This window comes from Aquabacter sp. DMC10, from assembly GCF_056314145.1.
In genome coordinates this window covers 36,930-60,064 of record NZ_JBQUYX010000008.1, presented here as the reverse complement: position 1 = coordinate 60,064, position 23,135 = coordinate 36,930, and the positions used below count along the sequence as shown (strand labels likewise).

Genomic DNA, 23,135 nt, shown 5'->3' with positions numbered 1-23,135 from the left:
TCATCGTCCTCCATAGGCCGCAGCTTGGGCGTCGTAGAAAGCCAGCAACCGCTTGCCGCAGGCGGAGAGGCGCAGCTCGCTCTGGCGCAGATGCGCGATCACCTCGGCCACCTGCGCCGCGCTCAGCGCGCCCGTGCCGGACGGACGCTCGGTGAGCGTATCGAAGCAGGCGCGCAGATCGGGCGGCACCAGGGCAAGGGCCGGCTCAGGGGCGGGCGGGCCAGAGGTTGCGCAGCCGGTCAGACAGAGCAGCGTCAAGGCAAGGGCCAGTAGGCGGGGTGGAAAGAATCTCACGGATCTGCTCCTGGAGGGCGAGGGCCTCGACCCGCGCGGTGGCGGCGGCGGCCGTATCAGCCGCCGCGGCGGCCTGGTGGGCGGAAAGGGTGCGGCGCAAGGCGTTCACCTCGGCCTCGGCGCGCTCGGCACGGGCGGTGAGCGCGGAATCCGCCTTGCCGGCGGCATAGCCCAGCCCATGGGCCAGAGGCCAAACGAGCGCGGCCGTGACGCAGACAATGGCGGCCGCCGCGACAATGCGGCCGATCTGGGTGCCGAGCACCCAGGCAAGGATGGACGAGATCATGAGGAGCCCTCGGGAGATGAGGTGTCGTCATCCCGGCGCCCGCGCCGGCGGCCGAGCGCCAGGGCGTTGCGGTCATCCCAGACGGCGCCGAACACATAGGTGCCGATCACGGACCCGGCGAGCAGCAGGATGCCGTTCGCGATGCTCTCATGCAGGGCCGTGTCGCGGCCCCACACGGTGAGATAGAGCGTCTCGCCAGCGCAAAACAGCAACGTGGCGATGATGATGCGCCGGCGGATCGCCCAATGGGCGGCAGGCCCGGCAGGCGCCGGGCTCACGCCACGGCCGGTGCGGGCGCGAGGCGCGGGGGCACCTCGCGGGTGCGGGCGGCCTGGAAATGCATGCCGTCCGGCCGCGACCAGTGGCCGCCCCACTCCCAGCCCTCGCGCTCGAATTCCTCGATTACGCGCCGGTCCATGGCCGGGGTGGAATCACCGAGCCCGTTATGGTCCGGGTCGAAATCCACCGCGCAGCCATAGGCGTGCATGGACAGGGTGGCGAGCCCGCGCCCGCGCCGGAAATTGTAGGAGCCGCCATAGGCGGACATGCCGATGCGGTCGATCTCTGCCTGGGCGCGCCCGCAGCGCGCCCAGATGGCATCGAGCACACGCGCCAGCGAGGGCGCGCACCGGCGGTGAATGCGGATGCCCCGCACCGCCTGGCCCTCATAGCGCAGCAGCCAGGGGCAGGGCACCAGCACCAGATTGCCAGATTCCCACTTGTCGGAGGGGCCGCCATCGCCCCCCCGGGGATTGCCATAATAGGAATCGACCTCGCGTTGCAGTGGCCAGGGCGACATGGATGCCTCCAATAAAAAAGCCGCCCGAAGGGGCGGCGTGGGGAAGAAGAAGAGGACGTGGCGGCGCCTGGCCGCGCTATTGCTCGGAGGTGAGGAACTCCAGCCCCGCGGCCGTGCCATTGGCGGTGCCGAGCAGCCGGCGGACAGGATGAGGGAGCACCTCAGATTGGCCAGGCGCGAGGGACAGCGTCACCGGCGTGGCGTCGTCATTGCCCACCGGCACATAGCGCACCACCGGGCTGGCAACCGAGAACGGCGCGAACACCCGCACATAGGCGTAGGGGTCCAGGTCCACATCAGTGGTGGAGAGGGTGATGTTGCGGCCCCGCGTGCCATAGTCGGAGCGGGCAGCCGGCGACGAAGAATAGCGGTCCTTGGTGCGGTCGTACGGCATGGATCTGTCTCCTAATCCTCAATGTCGGGGGCAGGCCACTCGGTGGGCGCGATCTCGCGCTGTGGCAGGTCGGCCAGCAGGTCCCATTTGGGAGCGTGCGCGGGGTCGACCAGCACGCGCGCCGGCAGCACCCATGTGGCCCCATCGGCCAGGCACACCGGCTCCAGCCACGTCCAGGGGGACGTTTGTCCTCGCGCGGCGTCCGCCTGCGCAGACGTGAGGATGATATACAGGTCGCTCATGATGTCGCTCCCAGCGCAATGAGATAGAGCCGCAGGGCGGAATACAGGGCGGCCTGCTGGGAATCCGTGAGGAGGCCGCCAGCTACGACTGCGGAGATCTCCGCATCGGAGTAGAGCGCGCTCGTCGTGCCCAAGACATACAGCTTGTTGGAGAGCGTTGTACTCGGCGCTGCATCGGTCTTCACCACAATGCCGTTTTTATACAGAGTCTTGTTCGCCGCATCCCCGCGCGACACCACAAACAATCCGGCGGTGTCGCCCCCCGGGCCATAGGCCGTCGAGCCGTCATTGAGCCGATAGGCATAATCGCCGTTCGTATTATTCCTCCTACCGAGGCGGCCAGCCTCGGTGAACAGGTCCAGTCCCCCAACCGTTGAGGGCGCGCGCACCCACACGCCTGCGATCGCGGTATTGATCTGCATGTTCGCGGCTGTCGCCGCGGGATTGTAGCCGGGAGAGAACAACACGCCTGTGCCGACGCCCTTGAACCCCGTGCCCGTCCAGGTCGGGCTGTTCGCGGCGGCGAGGTCGTAGGCTGGGGTGATCCAATTGAGCAGCGCAGCCTGCTGGGCATGCGCCGCCAAGGGGGCGAACACATCAAGTTTCGCCCACACCCCGGCCGCCATAAGCGCGGAGATACAGGCATACATCGCCTCCGCCCGGCCAGCCGGCGGCGCCGTGGTCATGCGCGCCACGATAGACGCGACCGCACTCTTGGCCGCATTGGGCATGGTGAAAACGGCCGGCGCGGACGGCGCGCTGGGGGAGCCGGAAATGGTCTGGGTCACCGTCACCGTCCGCGCCCCGTCCGGCAGGCCATAGGGCGGCAACAGGTTGAGAGCGCCGGACGCGTCCAGCGTGCCGGTCAGCGTCGTGACCATGGATCCTCCCACGGATATGGTGGCGGTGACCGGCGCACCGGGCACGCCGAGAACGGTGATGTAAGGCGCCGTGGCGACCACCAGAGGCGCGGACGACGCCGCCAGGCGCCGCGCGCCAGGGGCGAGGGCGAAGCCGAATTTCATCTGAGGCCTCTCAGGAAATCATCGCGGCGCAGAAATAGGTCAGCGTCTCGCCTAGGTAGAGGGACATGGCGCTCTCCACCCGCAGCCCCAGCACGTCCCCTGCGGTCAGCGGCGCCAGGTAGGACGTGCAAAGCAGCAAGCCCGTGGTACCGCCCTGCCCGACCACCGAGAAGGAGGCTGCATTGTTGAGTGTGGTGTAGACGCGCCCCGCCGAGCCGGCGACGATCAACGCCGACATCGACATTTGGTAGAGGCCAGTTTTCGGGACCACCAGCCCAGCGCCAGAGAGGGCTCCAGCGATCGTCGTCGTGGTCCATCCGCCCTGGTTGAGCCCCAAGGTGCCCGCCCAGCCATAATTTCCGGCGGCCAGCGCCGTGATGCCGTCCGTGCGATAGGCCCGCACAGCCGGCTGGCCGAGAATTCGCAACGTCTTCCCGGCGGAGATAGTCACGTTGTCCGTGAATGTGGTCCCGGCCACCTGCAATGACCGGATATTCCAGGCGCTGGCGCCGCGCATGTAGAGCTCGAGCGCCGTGGTATCGATGGCCATGGCCCCCACGCTCGGGGCCGAATAATACCAGGCGCTGCCGGTCCAGCGCGCGAATTGCCCGGCACGCCCCGCCCATGCACCGGTGGGCGACGTGCCAATCACATAGGTGTCGCCGCTCGCGGGCGAGCCCGGAGGGGCGTTGGTGCCCACTGCCACGCAGAGGATGGGGTTCCCGGACGCCGTCAGGAACTGCGCCTGTTTGATGAGATCGGCGATGGAGCTCGCCACCTCCGCCGCTGCCTGCCGCGTCGGTGCCGCCAGCACTGCACGATAGCCCGTCCCGCCGGCCACCGCCGTCTGCAACGGGACGCCGATGGTGAGCGCCGTGTCCGATGCAACAGCCGTGATCGGGTAGACGTAGCCGCCCACGTACAGCTGATCGCCCGCCCGGAGTGGAGACGGCCCACTGGCCCAGGCTGTGCCCGAACCGGTCACAATGGTGCCGCCGGAAGATCCTGAGACCGTTCCGGTGGAAATGATGTCCCCATAAGCCACTGTCAGGCCTCCACAATCACAATGAGCGGCGCGGCGGGGCGCCAGGGCGGGGGCAGCGCGAGCTCATAGGCCCAGCTGCCGGACGCGGTGGGGATGTGCAGGATCTCGCCGGCGGCAGAGAGCGCCGCCGGGCCGCCATTGATGGTCACCAGCGTGCCGGCGGGGAGTGGGGGCGACACCGCCACCGGCGCAGCACCCACCGCCAGCGCCACGGGGCTGGCCAGCGCCAGATTAGGCCGCAGCGCCAGGGCCGGCGGGTCGCCGGTCACGTAATGCTCGGCATCCGCCGCACCGCCACCCACGAGAACGGATTCGCCCTCCTGCGCTTGAAGACGCGCCAGGTCTTCAGTAACGGCAAAGCCCGTCTGCAAGATGAGGCCCGTTGAAGTGCAGTAGACCGCGAAGTCCGGCATTGTTCACCTGCGAAATTCGTTTGTCTTCAGGTAACTATAAAGAACAGTCGCCCCGTAGGAGAACGGGTTCAGCGTGGCGGTCTGCGCGCCGTGGGTCATGGTCGTGCTCACAATTCGCAGGCGGTATGTACAGTTTCCGTTCTGCGCGGGCTTGTCATCAGTAAAGGGAATGGAATAGAAGGGCAGGCTGGCATACACCCAATAGACGTTGTTGAAAGCCAATGCGCCGGTTGTTTGCATGGGCACATCGCGCGACAATACCGTTGTCACAGATCCATCGGGGTTTACACGGTCAACGACGACATTGATCGTCGCCGACTGCCCTGCGGCGGCGCCTGAATAGGCGAAATTCACCGCATATTGCGTGACCTGGAATGAGATCATGATATCCACGGGCGTGTCCGCGAGACGTGGCATCACATTGGATTTAATGAGATTTGTGGTGACCGCACCCTCGGTGTAGGACGCCACATAATTGGTCGCCGCCAGCAGGGCGAGGTTGTCCACCTGCACGCCGCCCAACGTCAGGATGTCGGTGGACACCGACCGCGCCGCAAACATGCGTCCGACGATGGAGCCATCGGCGATCACATCACCCTTGATGTAAACCCGGCTGCCCACCACGTCGAAGACAGCAAACGGCGCTCCACCTGCGGCGCGGAGAAAGAATTTCTCCGTATCGGCTGCAATATAGGCGCCTTCCGTGGTCGAAACGATATAGAGCCCGGAGAGCTTTCCATCGGCGACGGTCTGGAATTGCGCGGCGGAAACGGCCCCGGCCGGGGTGGTGGCGGACGTCAACCGCACATTGACGTTGGCCGCGATGTAGGCGTTGGTGTTTTCCAGGGAGGCCGCGACATTGGCCGCATAGGTCGAGATCGCCGATGTGGTCGTGGTCAGCGTCGAGATCTGAGAGCCAAACGTCGCCAGCGTCCCCTCGGCGGCGCCCAGCCGGCTCTCATGAGCCGTTGTGGTGGCGGTGAGGGCCTCATCCGCGCTGGCCCGCACCAGGGTCTCCTGCAACACCGAGGCCGCCACGGTCTGCGTCGTGGCAACGGCCGCGTCCACCCGCCGCGCCAGCGCGCTGTCGGGGCCGGCTGCCTTGTCGATCTGCGAGGTCACGTCCGCGCGGACTTCGCCGGGCATGGCCCGCAGGCGCTGCGCGGTCTCGCTCTGCGCCAGCGCCACCGCCGCAATGGCCTCGGCCGAGCGCAACTGCGCGGCAGCCAGGGCGGCGTCGAACTGCTGGGAGACCTCCCCCATCTGCCGCAGCGCCTCGGCGAGCGAGCCTGTCACATTGCCCACGTCAACCTTGATGGCGGCCGCGTCGATGGTGGGCGCGTCCAGATCCACCACGCTCCAGGCCCCCTGGCCGGAGCCCACGGCGGCCACGCGCAGGGAGAGGGCGCGCGGCTCCACCACGACGGACAGTGAGGCCGCATAGACCTGCGTGAGCGGCACCCAGGTGGCGCGGCCGTCATAGCTCACCTGGACGATGTAATAGAGCGCCCCAGCCGCGGGCCACCAGGAGGCGGACAGCACCGGCTCCAGCACATTTTGTTCGATGCTCGCCACCAGCCCCGCCACCAGCGGCGCCTTGGGGATGGAGAGCGCGGCCGCCGGCGGCGCGGCGCCGGGGTCGCCGCTGTCGTCATGCACCTCCGGCGCATCCACCACCAGGCTCAGCGCCACCCGGTCCCCGTCCGGCGAGCCGGAGAGCACCTTGGCGCGGCGAATCCAGGCGGTGCCCACGCCAAGGGCGAAGCTGGGCAGGTCGCCGCCTTTGGGCCGGGCCAGCACCTCCTCAAGGGTCAGGCCCTGCTGGCTCTCCACCAGCGCCAGGTCCGCTGCGTCCACAAGGGCCTCGGCGTCGCCAGCGCCGCGCGCTACCTTAACCGGCCCGAATGGCCGGCCGGTGCGGGTGCGCAGCGACATATAATGCTGGCTGCCCGCCGCCCAGCTGGGGGCCGGGTCGAGGGCCAGCGTGCGGCCCACATGCCACGCCACCGCGCCGGACTGGCCCCAGCGCGCGGGGATCTCCGATTGCACGGTGACGGTGGCGCCCAGCGACAGCAACCGTCCGTCATGCTCGGTGGAGAGCGAGGGCCGCACCCGCCGATAGGTGTTCTGTTTCCAGAGAAATGCCCCTTCGCGGAAGGCCTGCGCCCGCTGCACCACCCCCTTCAGCTGGAATCGCATGGGGTTCTGCGCCACCACGTCGGCGGGCACCTGCACCTCCTCGGCGCGCCACGTCTCCTCGTCCAGATATTCGACGATCACCGCATCGGCGGCGGCCTCGCTCTGGAACAGATAGTCCACCGCGAACGAGCCGCGCACGATCTCCCGGTCGGTGAGCATCATGGAGGGCAAGGCCTGCCACTCGTCCCGCACCAGGGACAGCACGTCGCCGAGCCACCGGGTGCGGGCGCGGCAGGCCCCCAGGATGGTGTCCAGCGCGTCGGCGGCGGGCCCCGCGTCCCGGAACTCATAGTCAAAGCAGTCGCCGCGCGCGGTCGCGGTGGCCGCCAGCGTCGCCGCCGCCTGCACATCCACCTTGGTGAGCGGACGGCGGGCGCCATAGGCGGTGTTGGTGGCGGCGTCCAGAAACGCCCAGCCGGGGTTGCGGGTGGGCTGCTCGCTCCAGCCGCTGCCCGTCCACACCGGGAGGATGCGGGTCTCCAGCAGCGCGAACCGGCCGGAGGAGGCCTGCGTCAACTGCGCCGTGGATTTCATGCGCACCGCGAGCACCGAGACATCGGCGAAAGAGCGCGGCCCGGTCAGCGCTGCCCGCAGGCCCGCCCAGAGCACCTGGTCCTGGGCGTTGGAGGCGAAACCCTCCGGCACGTCCCGGCGCGCCCGCACCTCATAGCGGCCGGCCGGCACCTCCACCCGCAGGCTGGCGCGCAAGGGCTTGGTGCTGCTGCCCCACCGCTCATCCACAATGAGGGTGGACCATCCGCCCGTGGGCAGGCCGAGCGTGTTGACAGGCCGGTATTCCACCCGTGTGCGGGCGAGATAGGGGCTATAGGAGCCGTCCGCGTTGCGGAGATAAAGACCCTGCGGCCAGATCAGATCCACCATGAGCGCGGTGGCGCTGGTGCCGGCGGCATTGGCCACATAGCCGCCCACCCAAGTGGAGGTGGAGGCCAGCTCCTGGCCGGACACCTCCACCGAGGCCGCAATGTTGAGCGGAAAGAGGGTCACGTCCTCGCCCGGCTCGCACCATTGCAGCTCGACGCCCTCGAACCCCTCGGCGACGCCGTCCTCGGCGGTCCACAGCACCGTGTCGTCAATGCGGATCTGGTGCGGCTGATAGCGTCCGCAGCCGCGCACCAGCAGCAGGTGCAGATATTGATCGTCCCCGACGAATTCCGACCAGGGCACCGCGGCATAGTCCGGCGTGCTCAGCACGCGGCCATATTTGACCGGGATGGTCTGGAGGGGCCGGGCGGAATTGGTCTGGGCGCCGAACGTGTAGAGGGATTCTTGTTGGGTCTGCTGGGCGCTCGCGACGGTGGGCGAGAGCAGGGTGTTGAGGAGGAAAGCGCCGCCGGCAACGAAGGCCGCGCTGGCGATAGTTGATGCCCCGGCAATTCCCAGCGCGCTTGCAGCGAGGCTTCCAACCCCAGGAGCCAGGGCCGCCAGCGCAATCACACCCACCAGCCCGATCACGCTCTTGGTACTATTGGACGCGCCACCGCCGCGGGGGCGCGACTGGAACACCACCGCATCGCCCTTGCGGATGCGTCGGCGGCGCCACTGGGCGCGCAGCACCGGCGCGCCGTTGATGATGCAGATGGTGGGCAGGGTGGTGGTGCTCCAGCCCACGCGCCGCAGGAAGGAGGCCACGGTCTCGCGGGCACGGCTCTCCGCCTCCCCGATCACTTGGCCGGGGAGCACCACATGGGTCACGGTCGCCATGGTCAGGCCCGAGGCTCGAAAAAGCGCAGCCGGCCCCAGCCCCGGGCGCGCAGAAGCGCCGGGGTCTCGAACACCACTCCGGCGGCCGGGTCCGCGTGGATAATGCCGCCCTCCGGCGCCAGCCAGACGCCCACATGGGCCGGCCGGTCGGCCCGCGCCATCAGCACCAGGGCGCCGTCCTCGGCCGTCACCAGCCCATGGGCAAGGGCGCACTCCGACCAATGGTCCCGCTCGGGATGGCCGGCGAAGCTGTCGATGATCCAGCGCAGGGTCGGGGCCTCAGGCACCGCCACATCGGGCAGGCCCCGGCCCCACAGGCGCGCCTCGATCTCCACCGCGAGCGCCCAGCAGGAATAGCTGTCCGGTCCCTGGCCCTGGGCGGCCCAAGGGCGGCCGATCAGGGCGGAGAGGTAAGAGGTGCGGTCCATGGAGCCTCAATAAAAAAGGCCGCCTCGCGGCGGCCTCTGGGGGTGATTTAGATGGGCTGAACGTCAACAGGACATGTCGCCAGACGCCCAGCGCAGGAGATACGATTTGTATCCCTCCGGGTTGAGCGTGTTGGCGACGAGGACCGACATGGATGATCCGGTCGGAGTTTTTTCAATTTTCACAGACCAGAAGTAATTTTTTATCCCAGATGTTGATGAGGCGAAGTTGACCTCCCCATATCCCAGATCTGGATACAGGTCCGAACCGATGTCTATCGACGCGGGAAATCCTACAATCCCAGGCATGCAGCGTTTGGCGCCGCTGGACACACGGCGGTATATTTCTTGATAATTCTCGCTGAACGTAAATGTCTCACTCTTTGCTTTCGTCCCGAGATCTTCGGGCGTGCTTGAGCACGAGACGAGGAGCAAGGCCAGCGCGGGGGCAACAATATCTGTGCGGTTCATTCTTCTCCTCCTCGCCGCCGCTACGTGATCCCGTAGCGGCGCGAAGAGTGCCCGCAGATGTTTCAAGGCTCAAGCCGCCAGAGCCGTATATTCCGCCCGGCTATAGACCAGGCGCGGGAACTTGGTGTTCACCAAGTCCGCCAACTTGGCCACCCCGTCAATGCGGGTGCCGGTCATGCGAGCCTGGCGCACCTGGAATTCCACCGGCCCGTAGCAGGGTTCCGACACATCATCGGTGCGATACTCGCGATAGATGAGGGTGAGGTCTGCCCGCACCGCCACCGCCGCCTCCATATGCTCGGTCAAATCCTGCCCCACATTGTCGATGGAGACCTTGCATTGCGGCGCCTGGCCCTCCGCCACCTCCGGCCGGGAGGCCGAAAAAGCGATGGGCAGGAACTCCTGGAGGGTGCCGGGATCGAAAGTGGCGCCGGCCTCGATGCCCAACTGGCGGGGCTGTACGTCGAGCACGAACCGCAGCGCTACCGGCACGCCGGCCTCCAGGAAGGCCGGGTGCTGCAACTCCAGCGTCACATAGGTCTCGCCCTCGGAGGGGCAGATGGTTTCCGCCTCTTCCCAGGCGGCGGTCCACGGCTCGGCCATGAGGCGCCCTCAGCTGATGGTGACGGTGACGGGCGCGCCCGGGGCGCCGGTCACGGTGATGTAGGTGTCGATGGCGAGGCTTGGTGCCGGCGGCAGGAGTCCGGCGGGGAGCACCCGCATCTGAAACGTCACCTGCAACCGGCCGCGCACATCGGCATAGGCGAGCGTGCCCGACACCATCTGCACCATGCGGGTCTCATAACTCACATGGTCAATGCAGACCGGCATCACCCAGCGCCAGCCATTGGCCTTGATCTGCGCCAGGAAGGCTTCCCAGGCCGAGGCCTGGTCCGGGGTGAACCGGCGAGACCATGGGAAGACCGCCACATCGTCGCCGGGCCGGGAGCGATTGCGGGTGTTGCCGCCTTCCATGTCGGTGGCGAGCGGCGCCAGCACGGGCGCCCCCTGCCAGGTATCCCGCAACGGCGCATAGGGCAGGTCGGCAGGCCAGGTGGGAATTGCCATGGTCACGTCCGCCGCAGTGGATAAGTGGCTTCCAGGGCCTTCGCGAACCCGCCCCGGCTTTCCAGGTCACTGGCCAACTCGCTCTTGAGCTGCCGCACCACCAGGTCGAGGCTGATGGTCCCGTCCGGCTCCTGTCTCTGGGTCACGTCCGCCGTGGTGCCGGGCAAGGTCTGCACATTGACCGCGACAGCCAAACTCGACGCCTGCGCCCCCATGCGCACGGCATCGCCCACATAGCCGCCCTCTGCATAGCCGCGCGCGGACTGGCGAAGCCGCTCCAGGTTTCCGACACCGAGGGTACGGGTCGCTGCAGCATCGAACACATACTCGCCTCGGTGCACCACGCCGGCCACGTCATATTTGGCGCCTGGGCCGGTATAGCCGCCCTCGGCATAGATGAGGCCAAGGGCGCTGGACGCGCCGCTCATGGTCGACAGACCGGATGATCCGCCGCCGAACAGGCCGGAGAAGACTCCCGCGCCAGACGTGCCCCCCAGCGCCGATTGCAGGCCGGAGGCCAGCGGCCCGGTGATGTTCTGGCGGACAGCGATGCGCAGCAGGTCCGCGATGATGGATTGCGCCAGGTCCTTGAACGAGGCCTTGCCCGTGGTCGCGAAGGAGACGAACGCATCTTCCAGGCCGGAGAGGACGCCGGTGGTCAGGCTCTCCACCTGGCTGGCCATGTCCTCGACGCCCTCCAGATAGGACTTGATGGCGTTGGAAAATCCCCTCACCGCGTCGGTGGACTGGCTCTCCAGCTTCTCGCGCGCCTTCTCGGCCGCGCGGTTGAACGTCTCCTGGTCGATGGCGCCGGACTTGAGCAGCTTGCTCAGCCGCTCCATCTCCAGCGCATAGGTCTCGGCCGCCGTGCGGGTGGAATTGTAGACCTGTTCGGCCTCCCGCAGCGTCTTGTTGCGCGCGGAATTGGCCTCGGTGTCGCCCTTCTCGATGGCGGCAACGCGGCGGCGGGTCAGCTCCTCCGCCGCGCGGATCGCATCATTCACCGCGCCATCATTGGAACCATCTGGATTGCGCAGGCGGTTGAGCTCGTCCACCGTCTGGGAGAGCGCCGCCCGCACCGCCGCGATCTTCTCAGCGGGGGTGCCGAGGTCGGCAATCTCCTTCTTCATTTCCTTGAGCCGGCCGAGCGCCTTCTCGGTGCGGGAATCCGCTTCCGCCTGGGCGCGGCCCTGCGAGGCACGGGCCTGGCTTTCCTGTGTCCGCGCCACCAGCGCATCCTGCTGCGCCTGCAGTCGGTCCACTTCCTTCTGCCAGCTGGCGACCGCCTGCCGGTCGATATCCATGCCGGTATTGGCGGCCAGTTCCTGCGCCTGTTTCAGCTGCTCCTGGGCATTGGCCAGCTTCTTGGCGATGTCCCCCGTCGCCGCCAGCGCCGCAGCGCCGGCCTGGGCGCCCTTGGCGATGATCTCATCCATCACATAGGAGAGGCCGGAGGCAATGCCCGTCGCCTTCGCCATCTCCTCCCAGAAATTCCCCACCGCGTCGGCCACGCGTTTGAACGCGCCAGACAGGCCGCTGGCTTCCGCGGCGCCCGCGCCACCCACCTGCTTTTCCAGCGTGTCGAGGATGGTTTTCTGGGCGCCGGCGGTATCACCCATGCGCACCATCTGAAGGATCAAATCCTTCTGCACATCGGAAAACGTCACGCCCACGCGAGACAAAGCGGTCAGGCCCTGCTCGGGATCTTCCAGCGCCTTGCCCAGCTGCGTCGCCGAGGAGGACAGCGACTGCCCGAACACGGCGGAGAGGTCCTGCGCGAGGCTCAAGGTTCGTTTGAATGTATCGCCCGAAATGGAGCGGAAGGTGGCGAGCACGGCGCCCGCTTCCTTCACCTGCTCTGCCGACGCCATGGTGGTTTGCTCCAGGGCATCTGCATAATCGTTCATTTCGTCGGCGGTGACGCCCGCGGCATATCCCGTCGCCTTGAACACCTGCTCCAGCCGCAGCGTGACGCGCTCGGCCTCCTGGGCATCGGAAAGTCCCTTGGTGATGCCCAAAGAAAACACGCCAAAGGCCGACGCCGCAATGGCGCCCGCCGGTCCCAGCGCCCGCAGCGCGGCGCCGGCGAGGCCGGCCCCTTCGCCGAACCCTTCCATCCGCCCGCGCATCTCGCCCGTCACGGCGCCCACGGCCCGCAGGCCCGCCGAGGCCGGCGTCGTGGCCGAGGTGATGCGCTCCAGCGCCTGCTGGCCGACCGAACCAAAATCCTTCAGCTCCGCCTTCGCCTTGCCGCCGTCAATGACGGAGAGGCGGACACCGATCTGTCTCTCAGCCATTGGAGATCACCTGTTCATTGATGCGGCGGGCCGCGATGGCGCCAACGTCGGACAGCACATAGGCGGTGAGGGTGGGGTCGCAGCCGGCGGCCGCCGCCAGGGCCAGCACGGCCCCGGCATCGAGGCCGATCACGACGGGCCCGAGCGTGCGCATCTGCCCCTCGGCGGCCCGCATCACCTCCCACACTTGCGCCCCCTCCAACGTCACGGGGGCGAGCACGCGGTAGGGGCATTCGGGGCATCGGGTGCCGCAGGCATCGCAATAGGCGCCGCCCCCGCCGAAATGCCAGTCGGCGAGGGCGATGATCCGTTTTTTTCCGCATCCATCAGGATTGCGGGTTGCAAGACCTTCTGCTCGAAGGCGGCGGACAGGAGCGGCAGGTCCAGCAGCGCGTCAATGGCCTCGCCACTCACCGGCGCGGGCTGGCCGTCCGCGCCTTCCACGCCCTCCCATTCGCGGATGAGCGCGCGCCCGAGGCCCTTGATGAGCTCGCCGCCGCGCCAGGCGTCGGGCGCGTCCACGCCGACCGGCACGTCCAGGAGACGCACGGCCGCCCGGGCCGCCATGAGGATGGCGGCGGTGACGGGGTCCACCAGGACACGCACGCCATGGCCGAGATCCACCCATTGCGCGGTGCGCGCGAGATTGAGCCGGATCATGCGTAGCTCGCCACGTCATTGGTGAGGACGGCGGTCAACATGCGCGTGGCGCCCTTGGCCGCCTGCCAGGCGAACGGCACCTGCACGCCCGCCGGGCCCTCCAGCGAGATCTTGGGCTTGGGCAGAAAGACCTTGTGCGCGGTGATGACCAACTTCTTGGCCGCCGCGCTGGTGAAGGAAAATTCCAGCTCCACCGGCGTGCCGTTGGTCGCGAGGTTCAGCAGGGTGGTGTCGGCGAACCGGGTCTGCAAATTGCCGGTCAGGGTCGCCGCGCTCGGGTCCAGCCCGTCGATCTTGCCATCGGCGCGGATAACCTCGGCCGGGTCCAGATTGTTGCTATAGGTGAAATCGGCCGACACCACATTGCCCAGCGCCACGGTGTCCCGCTTGATCGCGCCCTGGAACTGGACGAACCGCTCCAGCACCGCCTCGGTGGGCGTGCCCGCAGCCGTGGTGGTGGCCGTGGTCTCGCCCTGGGCGCGGCATCCGATGGTGGCGCTCACCGTGCCCGCCCGCTGCATGGTGAGGGCCAGCGTATTGGCCATAAGGCCCGCCACCAGCGCGTAATGGGGCACCTCGGGGAACCCCACCTCCACCGACATGGAGGGCAAGGTCCAGCTGCCCGAGCCGAAGGTGTGACTGTAATTGCCGGTCGTGCCCGTGGTGGTCGGCGCCCCCAGCAGCAGCTTGAGCCAGTGGCCGAAATTGCGCACGTCCACCGGCACCACAAGGTCGCCCTCCGCCGTGATCACGTCGCGGGACGGGGCGGCGGGGTCGCGGCCGGTGCCCAGCAGATCGTCGGCGATCAGGCCCTGTTCCGCGCCAATGGTCGAGCGCAAAAAGGGAAACTTGATGAAACCGGAGCCGGGCGCGGTGCCGTAGGCGGATTCGAATGCGCCCGCGAGTTGAGCGCGGGCGCCTTGGGCGCGAGCCATGGGGATGTCTCCTGGAAATCAGGCGAGGGGATCGGAGGTGACGTAAGACAGTTCAATTGTGACGGTGGCGCCCAGTAGCGGCGTGGCACCGTCAATGGGCACGGCTTCGATCTGCGGCGCGGACGCCATCACATAGTCGGCGCGGCCGCCCAGGGTCCGGTCGGCGGCGAGCGCCGCCGCGATGCCGGAGAGCAGCGTTTCAAGGGCGGCCTGCCGGGCGGAGTCCGTGGCGGCTGTGACCACCGCTTCCACCACGGCCCGGTGTTGCCAGGCATAGGCCAGCGGCGAGAGCATCACCTCCGGCTCGCCCGGGTCCCCGTCGCGCACGCTCACGCGCCCGCCGGGGCCGAGCCGATCCAGCACGACGCCGTTGCGATCCACCACGGCGGCCGGCAAAGCGGTCGCTATGGCGGCGGTCAGGGCGGTGAGGATGTCGTTGCGCAGGCTCATGGGCGCCCCTTCATGGCCAGTTCTCCAGCACAAGCCCGGGCACCCGGGACTGCCACCGGCGACCAGCCCCCTCGATATCCAGGCGCTTCTTCAGGCGGGCCTGCGGCACCAGGATGAAGATGACGGAACTCGCCACATTGCGCAGGCGCGTATAGGTGGTGCCGTCCTTGCGCTTGCCCATATTGGACACGGCGGCGCCGCGCGAGTTGACGCGCACCCCTTCGGCCACCAGTACCGGCAAGCGGCCGGGGCGCTGCACATAGCGCAGCGGCAATCCCGTGCGCTTCTGCCAGAGCTCGGGCGTCAGGCGCCCACGGGTGGGGGAGCCGGCAACCTTCCCCGCCGCCGATGTGGGGATGGCCAGCAATTGCCGCCCGCCGCCCGGGCGGATGATCGCGCCGCGATTGAACGCGTCCATCAGGAGCGGCGCCTTGCTCCACACCATCGCCGCCGCATTGGTGCTAGGCCGGCCCGGCGGATAGACCTCGGAGCGCCACGTCTTGGACAGGCGCTCGCCGAGGCCCGCGCCCGTGACCTGTCCTCGCAACTCGGCCTTGAGGCCCTCGGCACCGGCGGTAATCCCGCGCGTGACGCCAAGCTGCGCGTCGCGGATCTCCTGCGCCATGTACTCTTCAAGGTTGCCCGTCAGGGCCGCGATAACCCTCACACGGGCACCAGCTGGCACCGCCAGGTGAGGCGGTGTTCGTCCATCTCGGGCGCGCCCTGGATGCGATAGGTGATGCCTGCGAGGGCGAGGGTGTCGCCAGCCGCGGGCGCCGGCACCTCACTCATGCGCAGGTCCAGCAGCTCGCCCGCCGCCTTCAGGCGCATCTCGCCATAGACGGGCGTTTCATCCGGCCGCCGGCGGATGCCGCGCACGGTCACCGGGGCAGCGGTGCCGCCCTGGCAATAGAGGGCGTCGACGCCGAGATGGGGGTCCAGGAAGAACACGTCCATCCCGGCGTCGAAGACGCTCATGGTCAGAACGAGCCGTTCAGCCGCACATTGCCCACGGTGTCGCCGGCGGCGGCCGCCGCCGCCGCCACGCCGATCTTGGTGTTGCCGGACGCCGTGGTGGTGACGTTCTTGGCCGTGTTGTCCCAATATACAGCGGCGCCCTCGGTCCAGGCCGCGCCGGTGGCCTTGGTGAGCGTGAAGACGCCCTCCAGGCGCGCGGCGAAGGTGGCGCCGGCGGCCGCCGTGACAGACGCCACCGCGAACAGGGTGCCGATCAGATAACCGGTGCCGGAGACCACGCCGCCGGCGGGCGCGGTCAGGTCGAGCGTGTGGCCCGGCTGGACATAGTTTTTCATGGGTGAACTCCCATTGCGAAAGGGGGAAGGAAGGAAGAGCCCGGGCGCGGGGCCCGGGCTGACGGCGCCCGGTCAGGCGCCAGCGTTGCGATAGGAGCCGCGGAAGTCGATGGCGCCGCAGCCAAAATCGTGCTCCACAGACACAGACTGTCCCTGGCGCCCGAACGGCTCGTCCATGCGCATGCGCGGTGCGCTGTAGCCGTCCAGAAGGCCCCACTCGAACACGGGGAGCTGGCTGGGATCGGCGAACAGGTACCAGGCATTGCCGGTGATGCGGGCCGTGGTGATCTGGGAGAGCACGCCCGAGAACAGCGGCACGTTGGAGGCCTGCGTCGCCTGCACCGGGGCCAGCACCATCTGGGCCTCGGTCTCCTTGTCCGGCCCCACCAGCAGGATCGCAGGCGCCACGTCGATGGTCTGGCCATCCCCGCGCTTCTGCTTCCGCATCGCCGCACGCCCAAGCGAAATGCTGCTGGTGGTGATGGCCGCCGCAGCGGCGGCCAGGGTGCCATCCGTGGTGTTGTAGACCTGCCGGCCGGTCTCCAGCAGCGTCGGGCCATTGTTGGAGGCCCCCGACAGGAGCATGGCGTAGAAGACCTGCTCCTCGAAGATCACCACATTGGTGGCCTGGGTGGCGAGCACATCGTTGATGGCGCCCAGATTGTCATTCACCAGCATCTGGCGGGTGATGGAGACACTGATGGCGTAGGGCTTGACCGCCGTCTTCTCCTTCGCCTCGGTGAAGGTGCCGGACTTGATTTCGCCCGCCTCGGTCACCGGCTGGAGCATGGGGAAGTCGCCGGGGCGCACGGTGTTGTGGTCCCGGAAGTCGCTATAGGTGCGCTGGCGCGCGAGGCGGCGATAGGTGGGCTGGGCCGCCTGATAGCGCGCACCCAGCGCGGTGTTGAGCGCGCCCTCGAAGATAAGCGGGAAGTCGCTGGTGGTGTGGAACGCGCGGCGGAGCACATCCTCGCGCTGCGCCACATTGGAGAGCCGCCCGCGATGGCCGATGGCGTCCGCCGCCAGCTCCACCAGCGAATGCTCCATATAGGAGCGCGCGCGCTCGGGCACCTGCGGCACGGACGCGCCGGGCGCGGAGAGCGGGGACAGACGGGCCGAGAGCGCCTCGGTCATGGCCAGCCGGCGGGTCTCGGTCTCGTCCATGGAGATGGTCCCCACATGGCTGCGCACGGCCGTAGCGTCGGAGCGGCCAGCCAGCGCGTCGATGGCGATGCGCCGGAACTCCTCCACGCTGGTGCCGCCGTCCACCGCCTGGTCGATGGCCGCCGCCTCCATGCGGGTGGTGGCGCCGATCTGGCGGATCTCGGCGATGCGGCTGCGCTCGGCGCGGCGGATGGCCTCCGCATCCACCGCGGGCGCGGGCGGTGCGGCGCGGGTCTCGGTCGCCACCGGCGCCTGCGGCGCGGCGGGCGGGTTGGCGGGCGGATTGGTGGTTTCGGCGGGGGCGGCGCCCGTCGCCTGCGGCACATTGCGACGCATGGCGTCTTCCTCTTGGCTGGGGATCGCGGACCCGGAACGCACCATCGCGGCAGGGTCCGCAGGGACCGCGACGAGTGAAACCTCAAGGAGCACCCAGCGGTCGGCCCGCCAGATCTCCACGTCGTTTTCGATGCCCGCACGGCCCCACGACGTCACGTCGTAGCCGATTGAGATCCCGGTCAGATCGCCGGAGGACACCATAGCCTCGGCTTTTCGGCCTGCGTCCGTGTCCGCGAACCGAAACGTTCCGACCAACTGGCCGCCCTCGATGCGGGCAGACACAACTGCGCCCAGGACGCGATCTATGGATGAGTCATCATGGCTGTCGAGAAGCCGGACGGCATTGGCCTGGACGCGCGAAAGGTCGATGGCCTCCGGCGTCATGGCTAGCTCTTCCACGATGCCCCACCGCCGCACGCGGGCGCCGGTGGAGAAGACAGCGCTCACCGTGCGGCTGGCGCTGTCATAGGAGGTGGGCGCCAGCCGAGCGGACGCATCCGCCGTGGCGAGGCGCGACATAAGAGAGCCGGGCTGGAAGCCATTCGGCGTCGCCCGCGGCTGCGCGGATCGGGTCATGGTCTATGCTCCAAAGGTCAGGGCGCGGCGGAGGTGGCCGCATCGGCCGGCGCGGGGTCGTGGGCGGCGGGCACCTGCTGCACGCTGCCCGCCTGCGCTGTGCGGCGCGGGTCGATGTCCAGCACCACCCCGCCCGCATCGAACAGGCCGTTGATGCGGATGATCTCTTCCAGATGTTCGTCCGGATCGAACCCCCAGGCGGCGACGAATTGCGGCCAGGTCATGCGGCCGGAGCGCACAGCGAGGATGTCCGCCTGCAAATCCTTCACCGGGTCGATGGGCTCATAGGCCGGGACGATCCATTCCACTGGATAGCCCTCGGCCCGGCGCGGCAGCGCGCCGGAAAGGATGGCCGCGTCGATGAAGCGCCGCCAGGTGGGCGCGCACCACATGGGAATGAGCGTGTGCCACTGCATCTGTTCGATGAGGCGGCGGAACTCGATCTTGCCGGCCCGCAGGCTGGAATAATTGGCCTGCCGCAGGTCGCCGGTCACCTGGTCATAGGTCACGCCCGCGCCGGCGGCGAACGTCATCAAGTTCTGCACCAGGAAGGGGTCATAGGCCCCGAAGGTGCCGGGCTGGGCGAATGAGATGCTCTCGCCCGGCTTCAGATAGGTCAGCATGCCCGGCTCGAAGGACTGGACGCGGTTGCCGTCCTCGTCCCGGCGCTCCGGCCCCACGGGCGCGCGGTCGCCATCCAGTTGCGCCACGAATCCGCCGAAGCAAGCCGCCACATGGGCCTGGGCGAGGGCGGCCTCGTTGAGGTCCGCAATGTCGCGGGCCACGTTCATCACCGGTGCGAAGGGCGTCACGCCCCGCACCTGGCCGGGCCGGAGCTTACGATAGAGGTGCAGCACCTCGTCCGCCGGCACCCGCACCGAGGACAGCGTGCCCACGGTCATCTCACCGGGATGGTCCCGGTAGAGCCAATAGCCCGAGCGGCGGCCGATGCCGTCGAAGGCAACGCCAAGGATGGCCCGCGCCCCGTCCACATTCTCGCCGTGGCGGGAACTGTCCAGATGGTCGGCCTCCAGCAACTGGAGTTGCAGCGGAACAGCAAGCCCGTCCTCGGCCCGGCGCGGCCGGAATCGCTGTAGCACCTCGCCGGATTCGGTCATGGACCGCACCGCCAGGGCCTGAAGCCCGTAATAGTCCAGCTGTCCGTCCGCATCGCAGGTGTCCGCGAAGCGCTTGAACAGGTCATTGACGCGCCGGTCCAGTGCGCGCCGCCCCGTCTTCGAGACCGGACGGATTCCCGTACCCACGAGATTCGACGTGAGGATATCCACCACGCGGGCCGCATGGCCATTGTTGCGCACCAGGTCCCGCGCGCGGTTGCGCAGGCGGGTTCCGGCCGGCCCGATCTCCGCATTGGCGGAGGTGGAGGGCGCCCGGCCATTGCCGCGCCGCCCTACGCGAGCGCCGTCATAGGCACGGGTGGCGGCATCGAGATGGGTGAGAGCCGCCCGGGCGCGCACGCGGGAAAGCCCGGCGGAGGGCGAAACCCAGCCGATGAGACGGTCGAGCGTGTTCATGGCGCTCACCAGTCCCGCCGGCGCTCGACCAGCACCGAGCGCGGCTCGGGCGCGCCGCTGCCCTGGGCGATCTCGTCTTTCATGCTCGCCTTGAGGCGCAGCATCTCGCCAAGCGAGTGATATTCCACCGCCCGCCCGTCGCTATAGGTGACCCTGCGCACCCCCTGGGCAATGGCGGCCGACAGCCGGTCCAGGTCCGTATGCGTCCATGCCATCGTGTTGCATCCTTCAGTTGCGGTCGAACCAGCTCCGGCCTTCCTCCCGCCGGCGGCTCATGAATCCGGACGGTGCAGGCGGAGGCGGCGGTGGGTCGGATTGCTGCGGGGCGGCATGCGCGGGGATCGCGCTCGGCACGCCGGCGGGGTCGAACAGATCGGGCTGGGCGGCGTCGGGCAGGCGCTCCAGCTCGGCGCGCAGGGCGGCCCAATCCTCCGGCGTCCGGTTGTACCAGCCGCACCGGATGGCCGCTGCCTCCGCGTAAATCTCGGTGTCCAGCACCTCGTTGCGGTCCTGGACCTTCTTCCACTTGGGGTGCGGCTGCCCCCAGCGGTCATTCTCCACCACCCGCACCTCGGCGGTGAGCTGGCGATAGAACTCGTCGCCGAGCCCCTGCGGATAGCCGCAATAGCCCCGCGCCAACGGGTCAATGCGCTTCAGCTGCTCATAAAGCGCGGCCTTGAGGCCGCTGGTGCCAACGTTGAAGAAGCGCTTCTGCGTCTTCCGGATCGAGCCGTCATCCTTGCGCTCGTCGCGTGCCAAGGCGATGGGCGGAGCGATGTCGGACTTCGCGCCACGTACCACGATGACACGCAGCCAGGGATGTTCCTTGGCCCACCCGAACACGTCGCGGGTGTAGGCGTTGCCGTCGATGGCGAGCATGTCGATGCGGCGGGTCCGCCCGAACGCATCCGGCCATGTGGCCTTCAGGAGCTTGTCCAGATCGGCCCGCGCCTCCACCGTCGAGATGTGGTGCGGGATCACCAGATAGTCGACAGTCCAGCGGCGCAAGTGCTCGCCATAGGCCTTGATGTGCACTTCCACCCGGTCGCCCTGGCAGTCGACGCCGGCGGTGATGATGAGTCCGCCCGCAGGCACCCGCCCCCGGTCATGACCGGCGGCATTGGCCCGGTCCCGGATCTCCTCCCAAGGCGGCGCCTCGGTGGCCTGTTCATAGGGCAGGCCCAAGATGTCATTGTAAAATGTCTGCTCTGCCTTGGGGTCACCCGAGGCCGACAGCCATTCCCGCGCAATGCTCTCCCAATCGCGTGACGGGCTCAGCGCCCGCCACACATGAAAGCTCGGGTTGGGCGCGGACGGATTGTCCGCCACCCAGCGCCCCGCCGCCAGCATGGCCCGCTTGTGCCGGTGCTCGATGGCGCACCCGCACCCGGTGCAGGTGAAGTGCGCGTCCGCCGGATTCTCCGGGTCCAGATTGGCCAGGAAATTGGGCCATTCCAGCGGCTGGAAATGCCCGCAATGGGGGCACGGCATGTGCCACTTTTCCTGCGTCCCCGCCTTGTACGCCCTCGCGATGCGGCAGGTCTTCTCGAAGAGCGGCGTCGAGATCTTGAGGACCTTGGCCGCGTCGAACGCCGCCGAGCGGCTGTCCGCCTGCTTCTCCGGGTCGCCGCCGCTGTTCGGCTCCCATTTTGACAGGTCATCCTGGACCTGTTTCGGCACCGAGATCATGGACAGCGAGGCCGGCGAATTGGCCCCGGAAATCAGCAGCGAGCCGCGCCCGTCCCGCCGTTCCTGATAGAGCAGATTGTCCGTGGCATCGCGGCTTTTCGAATCCGCGAAGATGCGGCGCAGGGCCGGCGATTGCTGGCGCATCTGGCGCCATTTGCCCCGCGCCCAGCGCTTCGCATTGTCGTGCGAGGGGTGGACATAGAGCATGTCGCACGGGTCGAGATCCATGGAGCCGGCAACGAAGATCTGCGCCAATGTGGTTTTGATGATCTGGGCGGAGCCCATGAGCGTGACCACCCGGGCCGGATGGTCGGCGCCAAGCACCTCGAGCATGCGCTCGGCCGGCGGGAAGGTCTTCCGGCTGTAGGGGCCGGGGAAGGGGCTCTCCCGGCCGAACTTGATGTTGTCCTCCGCCCAGCGGTTGAGGTCGGGCGGCGGCGGCGGACGCAGGACGGACGCGACCACGGACGCTGCGATGCGGGCCGGGTCGGTCAAGAACATGGGTCAGCTTTCGGTTTGCGCCTCCGATGCGCGGGCGGCGGCCTCATCCGCCACCTTGGCGCGGCGCTCGCGCCACAATGCGATGACGTGCGCGGCCACCTCGCGGGGCTCCAAATTGAACTGCTCGCCGATGGCGCGCGGCAGGGTCGATGTGACGAAGGTTTCGATCTCGGTCATGACCTCCGACAATTCCTTGCCCCAGGCGCGCTTGGCCTCGGCGGCGTCCATCCAGCGCCCATGCTCGCGCTCGGTGCGCAGCTTCGCCATCTCCGCCTCGCGCTCGGCGCGGTCGGCATCCGCCTTCCGGCGACGGCGCAGGTCCTCGTCCTCGCTCGTCTCGGGCGGCAGCAGGTCGCCGGCTCCAGGCGTCACGGGCGCTGCCGCCACCGGCGCGGCGCCGATGGGCCGTTCCTGCGAGAGCTGCTGCCCGGGGTCGAGGTTGCGGGCGAGATCGCGCTCGGCTTGCTCCACCCAGATCCTCGCCCGCACCCCGGTGCCCACGATGGCCGCCGGCGTGATCCGGCCGTCCGCGATCCAGTTGGAGATGGCAGACGGCGCCCGCTGCTTGCGCGCCGCGAACTCGCCCTTTGAGACGATAGTCCTCATCGCGCAACCCCTTGAACTTCAATGCCGAATTTCAGCCTTCCCCTGAACTTCAGGCCTCCCCAAACACCCCCCATCGAGCGCCCCCCAACGCCTCGCCCGCCCGTATACGTGCGGCGGGGGGAAGGACCCAGAAGGGGTGGGGGTGGGGCGGAAGGTCTGGAAAGTCAGCAAATACAGGGTCAAAATACGCAAAAACCGCGCATTTCGGTTGACGAATGCGCGGTTTCTGCGTATAAAAAACCTACCAAGCAATCCCGCTTGGCAACGGACTGGAGCTAACCATGAGCATCAAGCTCACCATCCAAGTCCGGTTCGGCAAATGGAGAGTGAAAGTCTCCATAGGCCGGTAAGCCGGGGCCGGGGGGCGTTGCAGCGCTCCCCGGTTCCAGACCCGAATAAGATAAGCAACGGCGAGCCATCTGACAATGACAAGCGAAGAACTCACCAGCCTTCGGAAGGCGTTAGGTCTCACCCAGGCCGAGATGGGCGAACGGATGGGCCTGAAGCTGCGCAGCTATCACGAACTTGAAGCCGGTAAGTCCGACCTGCGGAAGATCCACGAAGAGGCCGCCGCCATGGTGTCTTTGCATGTGGCGGTGGAAAAAGCCGATCCGATGCTTGCTATGCCGCATGTTCGCAAGTTGGCCCTGCGGCTGGCACATCAGATCACCGGGGACGCCACTTGAGCTT

General features: G+C 68.1%; 28 protein-coding genes. 1 reads left to right on the top strand and 27 read right to left on the bottom strand.

Translation table 11 applies throughout. From position 1 onward, the window contains the following. The 27 genes from ACT54L_RS19895 to ACT54L_RS19765 form a co-directional block, all read right to left on the bottom strand. Positions 1–189: a hypothetical protein gene (locus tag ACT54L_RS19895; protein WP_476087369.1), complete on the bottom strand. Its 189-nt coding sequence runs from the start codon at positions 187–189 to the stop codon at positions 1–3. Positions 190–205: 16 nt separating this feature from the next. Next, complete coding sequence (locus ACT54L_RS19890; RefSeq protein ID WP_476087368.1) at positions 206–580, bottom strand: hypothetical protein; 375 nt, start codon at positions 578–580, stop codon at positions 206–208. After that, on the bottom strand, positions 577–858 hold the full coding sequence (locus tag ACT54L_RS19885) for a hypothetical protein (RefSeq protein WP_476087367.1): 282 nt from the start codon (positions 856–858) through the stop codon (positions 577–579). Before ACT54L_RS19885 ends, ACT54L_RS19890 begins: the two co-directional genes overlap by 4 nt. Then, complete coding sequence (locus ACT54L_RS19880; RefSeq protein WP_476087366.1) at positions 855–1,379, bottom strand: M15 family metallopeptidase; 525 nt, start codon at positions 1,377–1,379, stop codon at positions 855–857. Before ACT54L_RS19880 ends, ACT54L_RS19885 begins: the two co-directional genes overlap by 4 nt. A gap of 76 nt (positions 1,380–1,455) precedes the next feature. Next, a complete protein-coding gene (locus tag ACT54L_RS19875; RefSeq protein ID WP_476087365.1) occupies positions 1,456–1,773 on the bottom strand; it encodes a spike base protein, RCAP_Rcc01079 family in 318 nt (105 codons plus the stop codon). 11 nt (positions 1,774–1,784) lie between these two features. Continuing rightward, the gene (locus ACT54L_RS19870; protein ID WP_476087364.1) at positions 1,785–2,015 is read right to left on the bottom strand and encodes a hypothetical protein; all 231 of its coding nucleotides are present in this window, start codon (positions 2,013–2,015) and stop codon (positions 1,785–1,787) included. Beyond that, positions 2,012–3,040 (bottom strand): hypothetical protein, encoded by a 1,029-nt coding sequence (locus ACT54L_RS19865; protein ID WP_476087363.1) that lies wholly within the window; start codon positions 3,038–3,040, stop codon positions 2,012–2,014. The genes ACT54L_RS19870 and ACT54L_RS19865 overlap by 4 nt, the downstream gene beginning before the upstream one ends. A 10-nt stretch (positions 3,041–3,050) precedes the next feature. After that, entirely contained in the window at positions 3,051–4,085 is a 1,035-nt protein-coding gene (locus ACT54L_RS19860) for a DUF2793 domain-containing protein (RefSeq protein ID WP_476087362.1), read from the bottom strand. 2 nt (positions 4,086–4,087) lie between these two features. Then, entirely contained in the window at positions 4,088–4,498 is a 411-nt protein-coding gene (locus ACT54L_RS19855; protein WP_476087361.1) for a hypothetical protein, read from the bottom strand. A 3-nt stretch (positions 4,499–4,501) separates the two neighbouring features. Continuing rightward, a complete protein-coding gene (locus tag ACT54L_RS19850; protein ID WP_476087360.1) occupies positions 4,502–8,419 on the bottom strand; it encodes a host specificity factor TipJ family phage tail protein in 3,918 nt (1,305 codons plus the stop codon). Between the two features lie 2 nt (positions 8,420–8,421). Then, complete coding sequence (locus ACT54L_RS19845; protein WP_476087359.1) at positions 8,422–8,847, bottom strand: hypothetical protein; 426 nt, start codon at positions 8,845–8,847, stop codon at positions 8,422–8,424. Between the two features lie 63 nt (positions 8,848–8,910). After that, positions 8,911–9,315: a hypothetical protein gene (locus ACT54L_RS19840; RefSeq protein WP_476087358.1), complete on the bottom strand. Its 405-nt coding sequence runs from the start codon at positions 9,313–9,315 to the stop codon at positions 8,911–8,913. 69 nt (positions 9,316–9,384) lie between these two features. Further along, on the bottom strand, positions 9,385–9,918 hold the full coding sequence (locus ACT54L_RS19835; RefSeq protein WP_476087357.1) for a DUF1833 family protein: 534 nt from the start codon (positions 9,916–9,918) through the stop codon (positions 9,385–9,387). A gap of 9 nt (positions 9,919–9,927) precedes the next feature. Next, entirely contained in the window at positions 9,928–10,383 is a 456-nt protein-coding gene (locus ACT54L_RS19830) for a hypothetical protein (RefSeq protein WP_476087356.1), read from the bottom strand. Between the two features lie 2 nt (positions 10,384–10,385). Further along, entirely contained in the window at positions 10,386–12,680 is a 2,295-nt protein-coding gene (locus tag ACT54L_RS19825; protein ID WP_476087355.1) for a phage tail tape measure C-terminal domain-containing protein, read from the bottom strand. After that, on the bottom strand, positions 12,673–12,900 hold the full coding sequence (locus ACT54L_RS19820) for a DUF7697 family protein (protein WP_476087354.1): 228 nt from the start codon (positions 12,898–12,900) through the stop codon (positions 12,673–12,675). The genes ACT54L_RS19825 and ACT54L_RS19820 overlap by 8 nt, the downstream gene beginning before the upstream one ends. Continuing rightward, entirely contained in the window at positions 12,885–13,340 is a 456-nt protein-coding gene (locus ACT54L_RS19815) for a hypothetical protein (protein WP_476087353.1), read from the bottom strand. Before ACT54L_RS19815 ends, ACT54L_RS19820 begins: the two co-directional genes overlap by 16 nt. Then, the gene (locus ACT54L_RS19810; RefSeq protein WP_476087352.1) at positions 13,337–14,275 is read right to left on the bottom strand and encodes a phage tail tube protein; all 939 of its coding nucleotides are present in this window, start codon (positions 14,273–14,275) and stop codon (positions 13,337–13,339) included. Before ACT54L_RS19810 ends, ACT54L_RS19815 begins: the two co-directional genes overlap by 4 nt. A gap of 18 nt (positions 14,276–14,293) precedes the next feature. Continuing rightward, positions 14,294–14,725 carry a hypothetical protein gene (locus ACT54L_RS19805; RefSeq protein ID WP_476087351.1) on the bottom strand — a complete coding sequence of 144 codons (432 nt, stop codon included), beginning with the start codon at positions 14,723–14,725 and terminating at the stop codon, positions 14,294–14,296. A 10-nt stretch (positions 14,726–14,735) separates the two neighbouring features. Further along, positions 14,736–15,392: a DUF6441 family protein gene (locus ACT54L_RS19800; protein ID WP_476087350.1), complete on the bottom strand. Its 657-nt coding sequence runs from the start codon at positions 15,390–15,392 to the stop codon at positions 14,736–14,738. Further along, positions 15,389–15,703 carry a head-tail joining protein gene (locus ACT54L_RS19795; protein WP_476087349.1) on the bottom strand — a complete coding sequence of 105 codons (315 nt, stop codon included), beginning with the start codon at positions 15,701–15,703 and terminating at the stop codon, positions 15,389–15,391. Before ACT54L_RS19795 ends, ACT54L_RS19800 begins: the two co-directional genes overlap by 4 nt. A gap of 2 nt (positions 15,704–15,705) precedes the next feature. After that, entirely contained in the window at positions 15,706–16,038 is a 333-nt protein-coding gene (locus ACT54L_RS19790; protein ID WP_476087348.1) for a DUF2190 family protein, read from the bottom strand. A 72-nt stretch (positions 16,039–16,110) separates the two neighbouring features. Next, a complete protein-coding gene (locus ACT54L_RS19785) occupies positions 16,111–18,114 on the bottom strand; it encodes a prohead protease/major capsid protein fusion protein (protein WP_476087347.1) in 2,004 nt (667 codons plus the stop codon). A 17-nt stretch (positions 18,115–18,131) separates the two neighbouring features. Next, positions 18,132–19,649, bottom strand: coding sequence for a phage portal protein (locus ACT54L_RS19780; protein ID WP_476087346.1), 1,518 nt, complete (start codon positions 19,647–19,649; stop codon positions 18,132–18,134). A 5-nt stretch (positions 19,650–19,654) separates the two neighbouring features. Further along, complete coding sequence (locus ACT54L_RS19775) at positions 19,655–19,864, bottom strand: phage head-tail joining protein (RefSeq protein ID WP_476087345.1); 210 nt, start codon at positions 19,862–19,864, stop codon at positions 19,655–19,657. A 13-nt stretch (positions 19,865–19,877) separates the two neighbouring features. Further along, entirely contained in the window at positions 19,878–21,839 is a 1,962-nt protein-coding gene (locus ACT54L_RS19770) for a phage terminase large subunit family protein (RefSeq protein ID WP_476087344.1), read from the bottom strand. A gap of 3 nt (positions 21,840–21,842) precedes the next feature. After that, on the bottom strand, positions 21,843–22,445 hold the full coding sequence (locus ACT54L_RS19765; protein ID WP_476087343.1) for a hypothetical protein: 603 nt from the start codon (positions 22,443–22,445) through the stop codon (positions 21,843–21,845). A gap of 425 nt (positions 22,446–22,870) precedes the next feature. On the opposite strand from ACT54L_RS19765, the gene ACT54L_RS19760 reads away from it, so the two are divergent. Then, complete coding sequence (locus ACT54L_RS19760) at positions 22,871–23,131, top strand: helix-turn-helix domain-containing protein (RefSeq protein ID WP_476087342.1); 261 nt, start codon at positions 22,871–22,873, stop codon at positions 23,129–23,131. The last annotated feature ends 4 nt before the right edge of the window (positions 23,132–23,135 follow it).

What these genes read in the sequence shown, in the direction of transcription:
- ACT54L_RS19825 (WP_476087355.1), bottom strand. Translation starts at nt 12,680, where the DNA reads ATGGCTGAGAGACAGATCGGTGTCCGCCTCTCCGTCATTGACGGCGGC.
- ACT54L_RS19840 (WP_476087358.1), bottom strand. Translation starts at nt 9,315, where the DNA reads ATGAACCGCACAGATATTGTTGCCCCCGCGCTGGCCTTGCTCCTCGTC.
- ACT54L_RS19795 (WP_476087349.1), bottom strand. Translation starts at nt 15,703, where the DNA reads ATGAGCGTCTTCGACGCCGGGATGGACGTGTTCTTCCTGGACCCCCAT.
- ACT54L_RS19805 (WP_476087351.1), bottom strand. Translation starts at nt 14,725, where the DNA reads ATGAGCCTGCGCAACGACATCCTCACCGCCCTGACCGCCGCCATAGCG.
- ACT54L_RS19870 (WP_476087364.1), bottom strand. Translation starts at nt 2,015, where the DNA reads ATGAGCGACCTGTATATCATCCTCACGTCTGCGCAGGCGGACGCCGCG.
- ACT54L_RS19810 (WP_476087352.1), bottom strand. Translation starts at nt 14,275, where the DNA reads ATGGCTCGCGCCCAAGGCGCCCGCGCTCAACTCGCGGGCGCATTCGAA.
- ACT54L_RS19790 (WP_476087348.1), bottom strand. Translation starts at nt 16,038, where the DNA reads ATGAAAAACTATGTCCAGCCGGGCCACACGCTCGACCTGACCGCGCCC.
- ACT54L_RS19845 (WP_476087359.1), bottom strand. Translation starts at nt 8,847, where the DNA reads ATGGACCGCACCTCTTACCTCTCCGCCCTGATCGGCCGCCCTTGGGCC.
- ACT54L_RS19850 (WP_476087360.1), bottom strand. Translation starts at nt 8,419, where the DNA reads ATGGCGACCGTGACCCATGTGGTGCTCCCCGGCCAAGTGATCGGGGAG.
- ACT54L_RS19780 (WP_476087346.1), bottom strand. Translation starts at nt 19,649, where the DNA reads ATGAACACGCTCGACCGTCTCATCGGCTGGGTTTCGCCCTCCGCCGGG.
- ACT54L_RS19760 (WP_476087342.1), top strand. Translation starts at nt 22,871, where the DNA reads ATGACAAGCGAAGAACTCACCAGCCTTCGGAAGGCGTTAGGTCTCACC.
- ACT54L_RS19855 (WP_476087361.1), bottom strand. Translation starts at nt 4,498, where the DNA reads ATGCCGGACTTCGCGGTCTACTGCACTTCAACGGGCCTCATCTTGCAG.
- ACT54L_RS19835 (WP_476087357.1), bottom strand. Translation starts at nt 9,918, where the DNA reads ATGGCCGAGCCGTGGACCGCCGCCTGGGAAGAGGCGGAAACCATCTGC.
- ACT54L_RS19770 (WP_476087344.1), bottom strand. Translation starts at nt 21,839, where the DNA reads ATGTTCTTGACCGACCCGGCCCGCATCGCAGCGTCCGTGGTCGCGTCC.
- ACT54L_RS19865 (WP_476087363.1), bottom strand. Translation starts at nt 3,040, where the DNA reads ATGAAATTCGGCTTCGCCCTCGCCCCTGGCGCGCGGCGCCTGGCGGCG.
- ACT54L_RS19775 (WP_476087345.1), bottom strand. Translation starts at nt 19,864, where the DNA reads ATGGCATGGACGCATACGGACCTGGACCGGCTGTCGGCCGCCATTGCC.
- ACT54L_RS19880 (WP_476087366.1), bottom strand. Translation starts at nt 1,379, where the DNA reads ATGTCGCCCTGGCCACTGCAACGCGAGGTCGATTCCTATTATGGCAAT.
- ACT54L_RS19765 (WP_476087343.1), bottom strand. Translation starts at nt 22,445, where the DNA reads ATGAGGACTATCGTCTCAAAGGGCGAGTTCGCGGCGCGCAAGCAGCGG.
- ACT54L_RS19815 (WP_476087353.1), bottom strand. Translation starts at nt 13,340, where the DNA reads ATGATCCGGCTCAATCTCGCGCGCACCGCGCAATGGGTGGATCTCGGC.
- ACT54L_RS19890 (WP_476087368.1), bottom strand. Translation starts at nt 580, where the DNA reads ATGATCTCGTCCATCCTTGCCTGGGTGCTCGGCACCCAGATCGGCCGC.
- ACT54L_RS19830 (WP_476087356.1), bottom strand. Translation starts at nt 10,383, where the DNA reads ATGGCAATTCCCACCTGGCCTGCCGACCTGCCCTATGCGCCGTTGCGG.
- ACT54L_RS19875 (WP_476087365.1), bottom strand. Translation starts at nt 1,773, where the DNA reads ATGCCGTACGACCGCACCAAGGACCGCTATTCTTCGTCGCCGGCTGCC.
- ACT54L_RS19785 (WP_476087347.1), bottom strand. Translation starts at nt 18,114, where the DNA reads ATGACCCGATCCGCGCAGCCGCGGGCGACGCCGAATGGCTTCCAGCCC.